The sequence below is a fragment of the Anoxybacteroides rupiense genome (genome assembly GCF_014196195.1).
Lineage (GTDB): Bacteria > Bacillota > Bacilli > Bacillales > Anoxybacillaceae > Anoxybacteroides > Anoxybacteroides rupiense.
The window spans coordinates 235,327-251,701 of the sequence record NZ_JACIDF010000004.1 but is presented as its reverse complement, the minus strand read 5'-3'; the positions used below and the strand labels follow the sequence as shown (position 1 = coordinate 251,701).

Below are 16,375 nucleotides of genomic sequence, written 5' to 3'. Positions count from 1 at the left end.
GAAAGGCCATTTGTTCATTGACAGATGGCCTTTGTTTTTTATATTGTTGAAGACATGAGCAGGCATGAGTGAATGGTGAGGTAAGACAATGAGCGAATTTCATTCTATTTCTGATACAGAACGTATTCAATCTGTCGATATGATGCGGGGGATTGCTATTTTGGGCATTTTTCTAGTCAATATGCCCCATTTTAACTCTCCTATCATGTATTTGAGCCACGGAAGCGGGTCGAGCCATGCTTCCGATCGCTTGACGGAAAAAATGATTGATATTTTTGCTGAAGCTAGCTTCTATCCGTTATTTGCTTTTTTATTCGGTTTTGGCGTCATCATCTTTCGTGAACGAGTGCTTATGAAAAAGAGGCCGTTTGTCCGGCTTTTTGCCAGAAGGATGATTTCCTTGCTTTTAATCGGATGTCTCCATGCCTTTCTGATCTGGTATGGCGATATTTTAATTTCCTATGCTCTTACTGGAATGTTTATGCTATTGTTTCATCGGGCGTCCCCGCGTTCTCTCTTTGTCTGGGCATTGCTGCTTTGGCTCGTTCCCAACGGACTGCTTAGCGCTTTATTGGGGATTGCAGTATGGATAGAGCCTGGAAATTCGGATGCACCATCTGACGAAACCTTGGCTCACGAGGCTCTTCATCATTACCGAGACGGTACATTTGCAGAGATTTTTCAGCAGCGTTGGCACGACTGGATGTATGTAAACAACGCAGAAGGAACGATCTTTATTATTCTTTCGCTTTTGCCCATGTTTTTGTTCGGGGCGTACGTTGCCAAACAACAATGGTTTTCCTCTATTTCTGCCAATAAAAAAACATTGAAAAAACTGTGGATTTTCACTCTTTTGTTTGGCTGGAGCTTGAAGCTTTTGCCGTACTGGACGGAAAGAAATATGGCGGCAGAATATGTACAAAACATGCTGGGCGGGCCATTAACTTCTATTTTTTATGTGACCACCATTGCGTTATGTTCCGATATGAGATGGGGAAATAAAATTCTTTCCATTTTTGCAGCTGTAGGCAAAATGTCGCTAACAAATTATTTATTTCAATCTATTTTGTGCACGTTATTGTTTTATCATTATGGCTTTGGATTATATGGAACGGTTCGTCCATTTTACGGATTGCTTTTGGCGATTTTCATTTATAGCCTGCAAGTGGTCATCAGCAACAGATGGATGAAGCGCTATCGAACAGGACCGGTAGAATGGCTATGGAGAACAATCATATATGGGCAGAAGCAGCCGTTTAAAAGAACATAAAGAGATTCATGATAAAAATAAAAAATCTACTGAATCGGCTTTTTCAGTAGATTTTTATTCGATGCGAAGATAGGCGGATTTAGAAAGAGAATAATGATGCTGCTTAGAGGCTAGAGCCTCTCTTAATTGAATATTTAACAATTCATCGAGCTCCTGGCTGCATTGAATGGTTTCTTTGGCAGTTAGACCATATGTTAAAGCTAACTCAATCATCTGTTGTCTTTTTTCTTCAATCAACATGATCATTGTTTTTCACCAACGTTTTATTATGATGTTTTAGGAATTTAGTATGGCGAATAGTATATCATCATTATACATAGAATGGGAAGGAAGGGAAGAGGTTCGCTAAAAAAAGACATAATATTCTATATTTCTACAAATTTTTGGGAGGGTTTGGACGACAAGATAGAGAATAATCAAAGGGAGAAAGGGAGGTCAAGGATCATGAAATTTGTGACAGCTAAGCGCCAAGGAACGTCATTTGTCGGCGTACTAAGCGCTCAAAATGAAGTCATTCACTTGCAAATGGCGGAGCAGGCCATGGGAGAGGAGTCCACGCTGCCCCACTCACTTATTGAGTGTATCGCGCTTGGTGATGCGTTTGTCGATAAAGTGCAGGAAATTGTCACATGGAGCGAGAAGCAGCGAGCTGCTGATTATGTCTATCCACTTGCAAGCGTCCAGCTGTTGGCGCCGATTCCGCGTCCTCTCAAAAATATTTTTTGCGTCGGGAAAAACTATGTCGATCACGCACTTGAGCTTGGAAGCGCGGATGACATTCCGGAACATCTGATGCTGTTTTCTAAAGCGCCGACAACCGTAACAGGACATGAGTCCCTTGTTTTGCGCCATGCCCATGTGACAGAAGAATTAGATTATGAGGGAGAATTAGCGGTTGTTATCGGCAAAAAAGGAAAAGGCATTAAAGAAGAAGAAGCGTTGGACTACGTATTTGGTTATACGATTATCAACGATATTACAGCGCGGGATTTGCAGCAGCGCCATAAACAGTTTTTGCTTGGCAAAAGCTTGGATACGTCTTGTCCGATGGGGCCATGGATCGTGCACAAGTCGCTGATTCCTAACCCGAACCGCTTGCATATTGAAACGAAAGTGAATGGGGAAATACGGCAAAAAGCGAATACGGAACAGTTTATTTTTTCGGTTGAAACGATTATTTCTACGATTTCACAAGGAATGACGTTAGAGCCTGGCGACATTATTGCGACAGGAACGCCGGCTGGAGTCGGAAAAGGCATGAAACCGCCGCGTTTTTTGCAATCAGGGGACATCGTGGAAATCACCATCGAAAAAATCGGCACGCTTCGCAATCGAATTGGCGAATAAGAATGTCATAAACGAGGGCTTTCCTCATCCGGAAAGCCCTTGACTGCTGATAAACGCTTTTATCTTTCGTCACTGGCTTCGCTCCTCAGCCCCTAAACGTCTTTGGTCAATTGGCATCTTCGCTAAAGCACAGCCCCTTTGTCTGCCAAGTGCTTTCAAGTGAGTCTGATGTGAAACCAGCCCAATCCATGAAGGATGGTTAAAATGGTTGCAGGGTCTGTCCAGAAAGTCAACTCTATAAAGCATTAAAGGGGCGTCTATAAGCCGGAAAACCGACTTATTAAGCCCCTGCTGTTCTCTTTGCTTTTATTTATTCATTAAACACCTTTTTCACTTTTTCGATTGCCCAGTCCAACTGTTCTTTCGTGATGATCAATGGAGGGGCAAAACGAATGACGGTGTCATGTGTTTCTTTGCATAGTAATCCTTCATTCTGCAATTTTTCACAATATGGACGGGCAGGCCCATGCAATTCAACGCCGATAAATAATCCGCGGCCACGGACCTCTTTAATATCAGGATGCTGAATTTCACGTAACTTTTCTTGGAAATAATTACCTAATCCAAAAGAACGTTCTGCTAGTTTTTCTTCAACAAGAACGTCGATGGCTGCGATGGAAACAGCGCAAGCGAGCGGATTACCGCCGAAGGTCGAACCGTGTGAACCTGGATTGAAAACGCCTAAAATATCGCGGTTGGCCGCTACGCAAGAAATCGGGAATACACCGCCGCCTAGCGCTTTGCCGAGGATATACATATCCGGCACAACATTTTCCCAATCGCATGCAAACATTTTTCCTGAGCGGCCTAGGCCAGCTTGAATTTCGTCGGCAATATACAATACGTTGTGTTGTTTACATACTTCATAGGCGGCTTTTAAAAATCCTTCTGGAGGAATATTAATGCCTGCCTCCCCTTGGATCGGTTCAAAGATAAAGGCAGCCGTATTTGGTGTAATCGCTTTCTTTAATGCTTCCACATCGCCAAATGGGATCACTTTGATGCCAGGAAGCATCGGTCCGAATCCGCGCTGATACTCAGGGTTGGAAGACATGGAAACAGCGGTCATTGTCCGTCCGTGGAAATTATCTTCGCAAACGATAATTTCCGCTTTATTTTCTTCGATGCCTTTGACATCATACGCCCAGCGGCGCGCAGCTTTCACGGCTGTTTCTACCGCTTCTGCGCCTGTATTCATTGGTAAAACCATGTCTTTTCCTGTTAATTTGGCTACTTTTTCATACCAAGGGCCCAACTGATCGTTATGAAACGCTCGAGATGTTAAGGTAATGCGGTCTGCCTGTTCCTTGAGCGCTTGAATGATTTTCGGATGACGATGTCCTTGGTTGACGGCGGAATAGGCGCTTAACATATCCATATAACGATTGCCTTCAGGGTCTTCTACCCATACGCCTTCTCCTTTAGAAAGAACGACTGGCAGCGGATGATAGTTGTTTGCGCCAAACTGCTCAGTTAAGTGAATAATTTCTGTTGTTTTGCTCATGTGTGCTCCTCCTATTTGCAATATTCGCTCCATTATATATTATAGCAAAAATTATACGAGCTTGTTAGATTGGGAAAAAGAAGGAACTTTATGGCCTTTGTCCATTTTCTTGCTTGCAAAGAGAGCTTCTTACCTGATGGCGCGATGGAGCATTGCGTATGACGATATAAATACAACTCGATTCCTTCATTTTGTTTCCGTGTGAACAGGTGATGATCCAATTTCGGCGATCGCTCGACCGTCGAAAAATGGGGGCTCTGTTTTGGAAACGGCTATACGGCTTATCTTTTGATGATATGTATTCTATTTATAGACAAGCATGCCATTTCGTTTTTTTACAAAAACATGCTATGATGAAGAAAACGAATGCTGGAAAGGAGATCATTTTCGATGACGCATGCACACATTACAACATGGGTGATTGCTTTCATTTTATTTTTTGTTTCTTTGTCGATGTACAAAGCTCATTCTCCGAAGGCGAAAATCGCCCATATGGTTTTGCGCTTGTTTTATCTGCTCATTATCGCTACTGGAGCGATGCTATTGTTTAGCTTGTATTCGATTTCAGCGCTGTATATCGTAAAAGCGATTGTTGGTCTTTGGGTCATTGTCGCGATGGAGATGGTGACGGTCCGCGCCAAAAAGGGAGAGCGTGCCCAAAGTGCTTGGATTCAGCTTGTACTGGCTTTTGTGCTTGTTTTATATTTAGGACTTAAGCTTCCGTTAGGATTCCATGTTTTTTCCTAAACGACAGTCAAGTATTACTTATATTGAAAAGGGGGTGTCTAATAAGTCGATTTATCGGCTTATAGACACCCTCTTAATGTTTTAGAGATGTTGATATATCAATGTTTATGATGTTTCGTTTTCAATGGATTTTGACTTTCTGGACAGCCCCTTTTTAGCTGATTTGTGTGCAAATAAACCGATTGCCTGTATGGAACGTCATTTCAAAGCGATCTTTATTCGTTTCGCCTCGCTCATAATAGTGTTGCACGTTCCCGATCAGCTCTGTATTATCAAAAATCATAAAATTGACGCCTGTACGCTTCTCAAACAAGAGCCCGTTATAGCAATACAGACAATCGTATAATGAAAAATTCAGTTTATTTAGCCATTCAATGAAGCCAAAAAACGTTTTTTCAGGAAGAGCATCAAGCCAGCTGCGATAAGCATACGGCAATCGTTTGCGAAAACGAACCAGCTCGCCCTTTTGCAGTAAAACTCTTGTTCCAGATAATTGAATTTCTCCATTGTGTTGATAATATCCGCGAAGCCAGCGGCCGAATCGGAAAATTTCGATTTCCTCATCACTCCACTCTGCAAGCAGTCCTGCTTCTTCCTCTTCTTCATCAAAAAAAACCCATTCCCCGTTTACATATTCAATTTCTCCTTGTATATAAGCGCGCTGTTGGGCGGGAATCTGTGCCAACTTTTGTTCAAGAGTCAATTTTCCTCATCTCCTTTCTTTTTTCGTTTTCACCTATTTGCCCATCATTTATTCACTCTATTGGACAATTCATCGAAATCGCTGCATTTGCATACAATGAAAGCATGCCATAAAGGAAAACGGCGGAGAACGCTTAGCTTTAGAGAGAAAGATGGATTGACAAAGTTTACTCGCTCCACCCGGAGGGAGTTGGTTTCGCACAAGAGAGACGGTCGCCAGAGTAGATAAAGAAAAAAGCGGCGACGAGCGCCTAGCGCTTAGCTGCATATAATGAAAAAAAGCAACCTGTTTTTACGCTGAAGAAAAGAAAGGATTGATTCATATGTGTGGGATCACCGGTTGGGTGGATTTCCAGCGAGAGATGCGCACTGCACAACCAACCATTGAAAAAATGACGGAAGCATTGGCAAAGCGCGGTCCAGATGATACAAACTACTGGTTAGACCAGCATGTGGCATTTGGACATAAACGACTTGTCGTCGTCGATCCAGCAGGCGGCATACAGCCGATGACAAGACAAAAACATGGCAGTGATTATACAATTTGTTATAATGGCGAACTGTATAATACCGAAGAAATTCGCAAAGAGCTTTTAAAAAGGGGCTATACATTTCAAGGCCATTCGGATACAGAAGTATTATTAACAGCCTATATCGAGTGGCAAGAAACATGTGTGGACTATCTTAATGGAATTTTTGCATTCGCCATTTGGGATGGAAAAAATGAAAAATTGTTTTTAGCAAGGGATCGCTTAGGAGTTAAACCGCTCTTTTACCGCCATATTGGAGGCAGTTTATTATTTGGTTCCGAGATTAAAGCGATTTTGGCACATCCTGAAGTAAAGACAGAAATCGGCCGCGAAGGATTGGCGGAAGTGTTTGGATTGGGGCCGTCTCGAACTCCAGGGCACGGAGTATTTAATGGCATTCATGAATTGCGTCCAGCCCATATGCTTATCTATTCGCGAGAAGGTATCAACATTCGCCGCTATTGGAACGTAAAAAGCCATGTCCACTCCGATTCGCTTGAAGAGACGGTAGAGAAAGTCCGTTTTCTACTGACTGATGCAGTGACGCGACAGCTTGTATCCGATGTACCTGTTTGTACGTTTTTATCAGGTGGGGTGGACTCAAGCGCCATTACTGCCATAGCCGCCAATGCGTTTGAAAAGGCTGGGAAAGGCCCGCTGCATACGTATTCGATTGATTATGAAGGGAATGATCAGTACTTTACAGCGAATGATTTTCAACCGAATGCCGATGGTCCTTGGATTGAGAAAATGTCGAATACATTTTCGACAATTCACCATCGTTGTGTCATCTCGCAGCAGGATTTAGCTGATTATTTAACAGAGGCCGTTACGGTACGTGATTTGCCAGGAATGGCCGATGTAGACTCATCGTTGCTTTGGTTTTGTCAACAAATTAAGAAAGACTTTGTTGTTAGCTTATCAGGAGAGTGCGCCGATGAGATTTTTGGCGGATACCCTTGGTTTCATCGCCCAGATGATTTGGCGCGAAATGGATTCCCTTGGATGCGGTCCACGGAGGCACGAATGGATTTGCTTCAAGAAAAATGGCGGAAAAAATTGCGCTTAGATGAGTATGTGCAAACGCGATTTCGTGAAACGATCGCAGAGGTTCCAAGATTGGAAGGAGAGAGTGCCGTCGAAGCGAAACGGCGCGAGCTGTTTTATTTAAATATGATTTGGTTTATGACAACCCTTCTTGATCGCAAAGACCGAATGAGCATGGGAGCGAGCCTAGAGGTGCGTGTGCCATTTGCCGATCACCGTTTAGTAGAATATGTATGGAACATTCCATGGGAAATGAAAATGTACGGAAATCGAGAAAAAGGAATATTGCGTCGAGCGCTGGAAGGAATTTTGCCAGAAGAAGTGCTATATCGCAAGAAAAGCCCTTATCCGAAAACACATCATCCTCTTTATACAGAATTAGTCAAAGCGAGAATGAAAGAAATATTAAAAGAGCGATCCTCTGCACTATATGAATTTTTTGAAGCTGGAAAGCTAAAAGAAATGGTGGAAACAGGAGGGAAATCATTTCAAATGCCTTGGTTTGGCCAGCTGATGACAGGACCGCAGCTGCTTGCTTATTTGTGCCAAGTTCACACTTGGTTCGAGCATTACTCCATTCAAATTAAAGATTAAAAAAGAAAAAGGAGAAGCTTTTGTTTACCAAGCTTCTCCTTTGCTTTTTATTATGTCGTTCCCACGGGGAATTGGACAAGGGATTTATGGCACCAAGTCTTTGATCGCCAGCGCCATAGCATGAATAGTCCACGCAGCCATTCATCAGCAATAAAAGAAATCCAAATACCGATGAGCCCCAAACCAAAATAAATGCCAAGAATATAGGAAAGTACGACGCTTACTCCCCACATCGATGCAATTCCTATGTAAACAGGAAACTGCACATCGCCCGCTGCCCGGAGCGAACTAATAATCACTAGATTAAATGAACGGCCCGGTTCAAGTAAAATAGTTAGTAATAACAGCGTTTTTCCCATTTCGATGATCTCTTTGTTATGTGTAAAAAATGAGAGCAGGGGTTCAGCCAATAGATAGCATGTAAAAGCCATAGCAATAGAAATCGAGATGGCGCTATACAAGCTTTTTAAGCAGCGCGCGTATGCCTGCTCATATTGCTTGGCTCCAACGAAATAACCGACGAGAATTTGCGTGCCTTGGCCGACGGCAATGCCAAACAGAAAAACAAACATGATCAAATTTTGCGTATAGATTTTTGCTGTTAGCGCTTCAGTTCCCATCCATGTAATAAAGTATGTGATCACCATTTGCGCTGTATTGTAGGCCAAATTTTCTCCGGCAGCAGGGATGCCGATTTTCAGCAAGCTACGAATGTGATGCATAGGCAAATAGGCGAAGCGTGATAGCGACGGAATCAAGTTCGTTCGCTTGGCCAAAAGGAAAAAGATAGCGATTAATGCGATGATTCGACTAATGGTGGTAGAAATGGCGACTCCTTTGACCCCTAAAACCGGAAGACCAAATGGCCCAAAAATAGAAATGTAATTTCCGATGATATGAAGGATGTTCATGCCGACGGTAATATACATCGTGTCGCGAGTATACCCATGGCTTTTTAAAATGGCCCCAGCCGTCATCATAAGAGCCTGAACAAATAAAAAACCGCCAACGATGGCTAAATAAGAATAGGCTTCATCTAAAAGTTCATCAGGCAGCTTCATGGCATATAATAGTTGCTTTCCAAATAACAGGAGAATGGCACTAAGAAAAAAACTAAAGAAAAAGTTAGTGCTTATGGAAGCAAGGGCAACTTCTCTCGTATTTTTGACATCTTTTGCACCGATATATTGAGCGACTAAAATAGCAGTACCCATTGCCACAAAATCGAACATGACGATAACAAGAAAAATAATTTGGTTCGCGACGCCAACAGCGGCGACGGCCTGATCAGAATAGTGGCTGAGCATGAGTGTATCAGCACTGCCCATCAACATATACAGAAGCGTTTCGATAAAAATCGGCCAAGTCAGTGCGAATAATGACAAGTGTTTATGATTAGACATAATCGTTCCCTCCTTTATAGCTGAAAGCGACGGCAGTCGATCGCCCGGCCGTCGAAATCGGTGATCATCATCTCATTTGAGAACAAAAAACGTGGATGCATCAAACTTAAATAAACGGCATTTGATCCTGGTATATATAAATCTAGTTCTTTCATCGATTGAAACGTTTTCGATTTTGATTGATGCCGATTTTTTTATAAATAAAAGCTATATTCAGTGTATCGATTTTACGGCATAATAAAAGGGAGCAACACGATTCGATTTGTATATTTCCGACATAAAGAGGAGAGTGATTATGCGGCATATTGCCTTTAGGTGTCCGCCTTTTCCGACCTTTATTAAGGGAGGAGAGGCGATGTTTGTGCAAGGAAAAAAACACTTCAAGCGAACTTTTTCAGTATTTGATTTGCTGTATGTAAAGCGAGGCTGCTTATTTATGGCAGAGGAAGATCAGCTATTTGAAGTAAAAGAAGGAACCTATATGATTCTGATACCGCAACGCGGACATTATGGTTATCGCCCATGTGTGGAAGATACCTTGTTTGTCTGGCTTCATTTCACCATGGAGCAACATTATGAGATCCTTCCTAAAGGAGAAATCGCTTGGCATGATGTAATGGAACGAGAAGCATCATATGTAGAGGCAGCACAATATCAATTTTACTTGCCGCAGTTTGGGGTAATGAAGCAAAAAGAAAGAATGGAGCAATTGCTGGAACAAGTGGTTCATTTAGAGCACGATAGCTCTCCTGATCGTGCGCTTAAACAGCAAATTTATTTCGCGGAGTTTCTCGTGCAGCTTCAGAAACAAGCATTGGACATTCCAACGGCATCAGAAAAAGTATGTGCCGAAGCTGTTCAATATATCCATAAGTACTATCGTGAGCCTTTTGAGATGAAAAAATTAGCTCGATCGTTGCGCTTTCATCCAGACTATATCACGCGCTGCATGCAAAAAACGATGGGAATGAGCGTCATGCAATATTTGCATTACTATCGGATAGCTCAGGCGAAAAAGCAGCTGGCAGAAACGAACGATACGATTGATTCCATCGCCAAGCGGGTAGGGATTGAAGATGCCGCTTACTTTTCCCGCTTGTTTAAAAAAGTGGAGGGAGTGACGCCAACAGAGTACCGCCGCATCGTTTACCGCATATGAAAAGCGAGGAGATGCTTCCTCGCTTTATAACCAATCTTCGATTTTATAGATGAAAAATCCGTATGGTGGAAGTGTCGACTTTAATGTGTCAGCCTCAGCTGCAAACTGCTCATTTGTCCATAAATTCGTGAGCAGCTTTCCTTTTAGAGAGAGAGGCAAGGTGATCTCTATTTCTTGTTCGTTATTGTTCACGAGGAAAATGATTGCTTCTTCTTCGAATGTTTTCATATAGATCAAATGATTCGTTTCATCATTTGCATCGATAAAATGAAGATTTCCGCGATTTCCAAATGCCTTATAAGCCTTGCGCAATGCAATAAGCTTTTGGACATGTCTAAAAAGCTCGCGATTTTGCTGATGTTCATCCCATATCATGCATTTGCGGCAGCCTGGGTCTTGATCGCCTGTTATTCCAATTTCATCGCCATAATAGATGCAAGGTGTTCCTGTAAAAGAGAGCTGGAATAAAAACGAGAGCTTTGCTTTCCGCACATCCTCTTTGCAGAGAGTCAGCAGACGAGGCGTATCGTGACTGCCGAGTAAATTAAATGCTACTTCATTTACATTCGTTGGATAGGAATGGAGCACATGTGTCATCATTCCGACAAATTGTGAAGCGCGAATCTCATGTTGAGCAAAGAAACGAAGGGTCCCATTTGTAAAAGGATAATTCATCACAGCGTCGAATTGGTCGCCGCGCAGCCAAGGCATAGCATCATGCCAAATTTCTCCAAGAATATAGGCGTCTGGTTTGATCGTTTTCACCGCTTGGCGAAACTCGCGCCAAAATTGATGATCGACCTCATTAGCGACATCTAAGCGCCAGCCATCAATATCAAATTCACGAATCCAATAAGTCGCCACATCTAATAAATAGTTTTTCACCTCTTGGTTTTCTGTATTCAGCTTTGGCATATTCGGAGTAAAAGCAAATGTATCATAGTTTGGACGCGGCACGGTTTGCAGTGGGAATTCGCGAATATGAAACCAATGTTTATACTTAGAATTTTCTCCATATTTCAGCACGTCTTGAAATGGAGGAAATTCGTAACCGCTATGATTAAAAACCGCATCAAGCATGACGCGAATGCCTTTTTGATGGCAAAGCTCCACAAGCCTTTTAAATGTCTGTTTATCTCCAAATTGCGGATCAATTTCAAAATAATCGATCGTATCATATTTATGATTGGATGATGCTTTAAAGATAGGCGTGAAATAAATTCCATTAACTCCTAGATCAACGAGATGATCCAGTTTCTGAATAATGCCCTCAAAATCTCCACCGAAAAAGCTGGTCGGCGTAGGATCAGCGCTTCCCCACGGCAATGTTCCAGCAGGATTCAATGCTTCATTGCCATTGGCAAAGCGCTCTGGGAAAATTTGATACCAAATGGTATCTTTTACCCACTCAGGTGCTTGGAACACATCGATTTTGTTTAAAAAAGGAAAACAAAAATAATAAGCGGTATCATCCATCGGTGCCGTTCTGTAAAATCCTTTTTCTGTATAAACGATTTGCTCGTTGTTGCTTGTCAGTTCGAAACCGTAACGGAGGCGACGATATGGAGGAGTTAAGGCGATAAACCAATAATCAAACAGTTCATCTGTTCCGCTTTTTTGCATAGATTGATAGCTTACCTGCCAATGGCCGTTTTCCCATTCGTATGGATCGCCGTAAATAAGGCGGACATGCTCGACGTCATTTTTTTTTGTCCGCAATCGTATATGTAGTGTTTGCTCGTCATATGCATAAGCAAAGTTGTCTTTTGGACGATGATAAATGGCTTCTTTGAACATGGAATCAGCTCCTTTAAAAAAGATTAAGTGCAAGCGATTGCCATTTGGTTACACAGTGACAAGATGAATATGATAGCTTGTTTGTTATTTTGCCAAACAAAAAGGAAACGTATTCATTCCGCATGTTTTAAGAGTAATTGATCACTATATAAAAAGTCAATCAATCGCTAAACCAATTGTAAAACATGTAAAAAAGAGTTGTCAAAATTCAAAATGATTGTATAATAAAAGTGATAATTTGTGCAACCGTTTTCCTAATTAATCATTATGAAAACGCTTGCCATTTTCATTTTTTGTAAATAAACAGGAGGGATCGGAATGAAAAGGATGGTATCTCTTTTTTCCTCGCTCGCATTGACGACAGGGGTGTTGGCAGGGTGCGGACCTGATGGGGAAACAACGAAGACGAATCCAAATGAAGGGAATAAGCAAACGGAAACATCAGAAAACAGCATGCCTCCTAAGCCAGATAAGCTTGTTGTTTGGGAAGATGTCAAGCGGGGAGTAGCGCTTGAGCCAGCCATTAAAGCGTTTGAAGAAAAATATGGGATTAAAGTCGAGTATAAAGAAGTAGAGATGGCGACAAAGCAACGGGAACAATTGCGTTTAGATGGCCCGGCAGGCACAGGTCCCGATGTGATTACAGTGCCTCATGACCAGATCGGCCAGCTTGTAACGGAAGGACTCATTCGTGAAATCAACGTTGATCCATCCGTATTAGATCAGTTTACAGAATCCTCTATCAAAGCGGAGACCTATAAAGGAAAGCTTTATGGGCTGCCAAAGGCCGTAGAAACCCCGGTATTTATCTATAATAAAAAGCTGATGGATAAAGCGCCGGAAACGATGGATGAGCTGTATCAATTTGCGAAGGGCTTTACAAAAGGAGACAAATACGGATTTTTAGCTCTTTGGGATAACTTTTATTTTGCACACGGTGTGATTGCCGGCATGGGCGGCTATGTATTTAAAGAGGATAACGGCACATTGGATCCGAAAAATCTCGGTTTAAATAACGATGGGGCAGTCAAGGGAGCTGAATACATCCAAAAATGGTATAAAGAATTATTCCCGAAAGGAATTATCGGTGAAAACGGCGGTTCGACGATGGATGGCCTGTTTAATGAAGGAAAGGTAGCCTCTGTCATGAATGGACCATGGGCATTTCAAGGAATGCGTGATGCGGGAATTGAAATTGGAGTTGCACCGATGCCAACATTGCCAAACGGAGAACATGTGAAAACGTTTATGGGCGTAAAAGGATGGCATGTGTCTGCTTTTTCCAAAAACCCAGAATGGGCGACGAAATTAATTGAGTTTTTAACGAATGAAGAAAGTGCGAAAAAGCGCTTTGAATTAACAAAAGAGATTCCGCCGGTTAAAGCTCTCGTTGATGATCCGCTTATTGCAGAAGATGAAGGGGCCAAGGCTGTGGCGATTCAATCCCAATACGCGGTTCCGATGCCGAATATTCCGGAAATGTCTGAAGTATGGGGCCCGATGGCAACCGCTCTGCAATTAGTGGCGAACCAAAAGATAAAGCCGAAGAAAGCATTAGATGAAGCGGTGAAAACCATTCAAACCAATATCGAAACGAATCATTCAGGCGAGTAAAAAGGGAGCGCCTCTCTTTTACGAGATCGGCAATAAGACAACTTGAAGATGAAACAAATGATTGGTGGAAAATTGGCGGTCGAAGGAAAGTCGCTGCCTTGTCTCAGTCACGCCAAAACGTGACCAGGAACCGAGCAATCAGCTACTTCCAGACAAATTCATTTGTCTGGAAGCAATGCTGTTCGGTCGACCGACTATCGAAATCGGTAGTGATCGGCCCGCTTTAGGGGTCCATATTGATGCATCAAGAAAAACCCATTTGCCGATCAAACAGGAAAGTGAAAAGGTTCCTTGCTTCTGCTGGGCTCCATGTTTTGCACGGGCGTTTATAGTATGGATGGCTTTCACGTTTTCACACGCCTATCGCATTTGCCGAACTATGCTTTTATGGCCGATAGAACTTTTGATGATAGAAAAGGATTGGATGCTGAACTGATATTTGCAGGCGATGAATCTAACATTCTCAAATATGAACTGGTTGTGAGTGGTGATATGTTAGAAAGGAGGGGCTTATGTGGAGTCGACTATCTATCAATCTCGTCATCGGAAGATTGCGCTTGGTTTATCGATTATTCCGGGACTCGGACAGCTATACAACCGCCAATATATGAAAGGTATTTTCTTTCTTGTATTAACGGTTTCTTTTTTTATTGTCTTTCATGATTTATTGGATATCGGTTTGTGGGGATTAGTGACGCTTGGTGAAATAGTCCCGCGTGATCATTCCATTTTTTTGTTGGTGGAAGGGATTTTAGCGGCGATCGTGCTCGTATTTGGCCTCGGGTTTTATGCGTTTAATTTGCAGGATGCGTATAAAAACGGACAAAAACGCGACCTTGGCTTAAAAATCAACTCGCTGCGTGAACAATATCAAACGCTTGTCGATAGCGGATTTCCTTATTTAATGATCTCGCCGGGATTTATTTTGCTCATTTTTGTCGTTGTTTTTCCGATTATTTTCGTTGTGCTGCTTGCGTTTACAAACTACGATTTGTATCATACGCCGCCAGCTAAATTAGTCGATTGGGTTGGCTTGCAAAACTTTGTTGATTTAGTGAAGCTTGACCTTTGGCGGAAAACGTTTATTAACGTATTGGCATGGACGATTATTTGGACGTTTGGTGCGACTACCTTGCAAATTGCTCTTGGCATTTTCCTAGCGATTCTCGTCAATCAAAAAGATTTAAAAGGAAAAGCGATTATCCGAACTATTTTTATTTTGCCTTGGGCCGTTCCGGCGTTTGTGACTATTTTGATTTTTGCGGGCATGTTTAATGAATCTTTTGGCGCGGTCAATCAAACCATTTTAGCTTCCTTGGGGCTTCCGGCTATTGATTGGATGACAAACCCATTTTGGACAAAGGTGGCGCTGATTTTCATTCAAACATGGCTTGGTTTTCCATTCATTTTTGCGATGACAACGGGTGTGTTGCAATCGATTCCAAGTGAATTGTATGAAGCGGCAACGGTAGATGGAGCTACAGCATGGCAAAAATTCACAAAAATCACGCTTCCTCTCGTTCTTTATACAGTCGCTCCTATTTTAATTACGCAGTATACGTTTAATTTTAATAACTTTAACATTATTTACTTGTTTAATGGCGGAGGGCCGGCGGTCTCGGGCCAAAACGCCGGTGCGACCGATATTTTAATCTCTTGGATCTATCGTCTGACGATGACGTCGGCACAATATTCGAAAGCCGCGGCTGTAACCTTGCTTTTATCGCTTGTTGTTGTCTCCGTTGCTTTATGGCAGTTTAGAAGAACGAGATCATTTAAAGAAGAGGATATGATGTGAAATGGGCATGAAAAGACGAAAAATCATTCGTTTAACCTTGTCGTATATCGTGATTTTAGTGGTCGCCGCCATTATTGTGTATCCGCTTCTTTGGGTTATTGGCTCTTCGTTTAATCCCGGGCAGAGCTTGTCGGGGTCGAAGATGATCCCGGAGAATGCAACGCTTGCTCATTATAAAGAGCTGTTCGACCCTGATCAAAGCGATTATTTACGCTGGTACTGGAACTCTTTAAAAATCTCTACACTCACGATGGTTTTTTCTGTTATTCTCGTAAGTTTGACGGCCTATTCATTTTCCCGCTACCGTTTTATCGGAAGGAAAAATGGTTTAATCACCTTCTTGATTTTGCAAATGATTCCGAACTTCGCCGCATTAATTGCTATTTATGTTTTAGGGCTGCTCACAAAATTAATTGATACGCATTTAGGGCTGATTCTTGTTTATGTAGGCGGATTTATCCCGATGAACACTTGGTTGATGAAAGGTTATTTAGATACGATTCCGAGAGAGCTTGATGAATCTGCGAGAATCGACGGTGCCGGACATCTGCGCATTTTTTGGCAAATTATTATGCCGTTGGCTAAACCGATCATTGCGGTTGTGGCGCTATTTACTTTTACGGGACCGTTTGCCGATTTTATTTTGGCCAGCGTTCTGCTTCGCAGCAAAGAAAAGTATACGCTGGCTGTTGGGCTGTATGACTTGGTCGCAAAGCAATTTGGAAGTGAATTTACAACGTTTGCTGCTGGTTCTGTGCTGATCGCTCTGCCGATTGCGATCCTGTTCCTTTCGTTCCAAAAATATTTTGTATCGGGATTGACAGCTGGCGGAACAAAAGGATAAGAAAGAGGGGGAAAGAACC

13 protein-coding genes are annotated in these 16,375 nt (G+C 42.4%); 8 read left to right on the top strand and 5 right to left on the bottom strand.

The features are described 5' to 3' along the window. Positions 1-88: 88 nt before the first annotated feature. On the top strand, positions 89-1,270 hold the full coding sequence (locus tag GGQ95_RS09020) for a DUF418 domain-containing protein (RefSeq protein WP_066148179.1): 1,182 nt from the start codon (positions 89-91) through the stop codon (positions 1,268-1,270). Positions 1,271-1,324: 54 nt separating this feature from the next. Here the strand turns inward: GGQ95_RS09020 and GGQ95_RS09015 are convergent, their stop codons facing one another. Beyond that, complete coding sequence (locus GGQ95_RS09015; RefSeq protein ID WP_044745679.1) at positions 1,325-1,516, bottom strand: aspartyl-phosphate phosphatase Spo0E family protein; 192 nt, start codon at positions 1,514-1,516, stop codon at positions 1,325-1,327. A gap of 198 nt (positions 1,517-1,714) precedes the next feature. Here GGQ95_RS09015 and GGQ95_RS09010 point away from each other — a divergent pair, with 198 nt between their 5' ends. Then, on the top strand, positions 1,715-2,617 hold the full coding sequence (locus GGQ95_RS09010; protein ID WP_066148182.1) for a fumarylacetoacetate hydrolase family protein: 903 nt from the start codon (positions 1,715-1,717) through the stop codon (positions 2,615-2,617). A 310-nt stretch (positions 2,618-2,927) separates the two neighbouring features. Here the strand turns inward: GGQ95_RS09010 and GGQ95_RS09005 are convergent, their stop codons facing one another. Next, entirely contained in the window at positions 2,928-4,121 is a 1,194-nt protein-coding gene (locus tag GGQ95_RS09005) for an ornithine--oxo-acid transaminase (RefSeq protein ID WP_066148185.1), read from the bottom strand. A gap of 390 nt (positions 4,122-4,511) precedes the next feature. Here GGQ95_RS09005 and GGQ95_RS09000 point away from each other — a divergent pair, with 390 nt between their 5' ends. After that, positions 4,512-4,868 (top strand): YisL family protein, encoded by a 357-nt coding sequence (locus GGQ95_RS09000; protein ID WP_044745683.1) that lies wholly within the window; start codon positions 4,512-4,514, stop codon positions 4,866-4,868. A 154-nt stretch (positions 4,869-5,022) separates the two neighbouring features. On the opposite strand, the gene GGQ95_RS08995 is transcribed toward GGQ95_RS09000, so the two are convergent. Continuing rightward, on the bottom strand, positions 5,023-5,571 hold the full coding sequence (locus GGQ95_RS08995; protein WP_066148192.1) for a DUF2777 family protein: 549 nt from the start codon (positions 5,569-5,571) through the stop codon (positions 5,023-5,025). A gap of 322 nt (positions 5,572-5,893) precedes the next feature. Here GGQ95_RS08995 and asnB point away from each other — a divergent pair, with 322 nt between their 5' ends. Then, on the top strand, positions 5,894-7,741 hold the full coding sequence (gene asnB, locus GGQ95_RS08990) for an asparagine synthase (glutamine-hydrolyzing) (RefSeq protein ID WP_183186644.1): 1,848 nt from the start codon (positions 5,894-5,896) through the stop codon (positions 7,739-7,741). A 50-nt stretch (positions 7,742-7,791) separates the two neighbouring features. Here the strand turns inward: asnB and GGQ95_RS08985 are convergent, their stop codons facing one another. Further along, positions 7,792-9,147, bottom strand: coding sequence for an MATE family efflux transporter (locus GGQ95_RS08985; protein ID WP_376768709.1), 1,356 nt, complete (start codon positions 9,145-9,147; stop codon positions 7,792-7,794). Positions 9,148-9,439: 292 nt separating this feature from the next. Between GGQ95_RS08985 and GGQ95_RS08980 the strand changes: the two genes are divergently transcribed. Next, positions 9,440-10,303 (top strand): helix-turn-helix transcriptional regulator, encoded by an 864-nt coding sequence (locus GGQ95_RS08980; RefSeq protein ID WP_066148200.1) that lies wholly within the window; start codon positions 9,440-9,442, stop codon positions 10,301-10,303. A 24-nt stretch (positions 10,304-10,327) separates the two neighbouring features. On the opposite strand, the gene GGQ95_RS08975 is transcribed toward GGQ95_RS08980, so the two are convergent. Further along, positions 10,328-12,100 (bottom strand): alpha-glycosidase, encoded by a 1,773-nt coding sequence (locus GGQ95_RS08975; protein WP_080860549.1) that lies wholly within the window; start codon positions 12,098-12,100, stop codon positions 10,328-10,330. A 318-nt stretch (positions 12,101-12,418) separates the two neighbouring features. Between GGQ95_RS08975 and GGQ95_RS08970 the strand changes: the two genes are divergently transcribed. From GGQ95_RS08970 to GGQ95_RS08960, 3 genes are all read left to right on the top strand, one after another. Continuing rightward, positions 12,419-13,714 (top strand): extracellular solute-binding protein, encoded by a 1,296-nt coding sequence (locus GGQ95_RS08970; protein ID WP_066148206.1) that lies wholly within the window; start codon positions 12,419-12,421, stop codon positions 13,712-13,714. A 514-nt stretch (positions 13,715-14,228) separates the two neighbouring features. Continuing rightward, on the top strand, positions 14,229-15,512 hold the full coding sequence (locus tag GGQ95_RS08965) for an ABC transporter permease subunit (RefSeq protein ID WP_183186642.1): 1,284 nt from the start codon (positions 14,229-14,231) through the stop codon (positions 15,510-15,512). 1 nt (position 15,513) lies between these two features. Further along, positions 15,514-16,356, top strand: coding sequence for a sugar ABC transporter permease (locus GGQ95_RS08960; protein ID WP_044745691.1), 843 nt, complete (start codon positions 15,514-15,516; stop codon positions 16,354-16,356). The last annotated feature ends 19 nt before the right edge of the window (positions 16,357-16,375 follow it).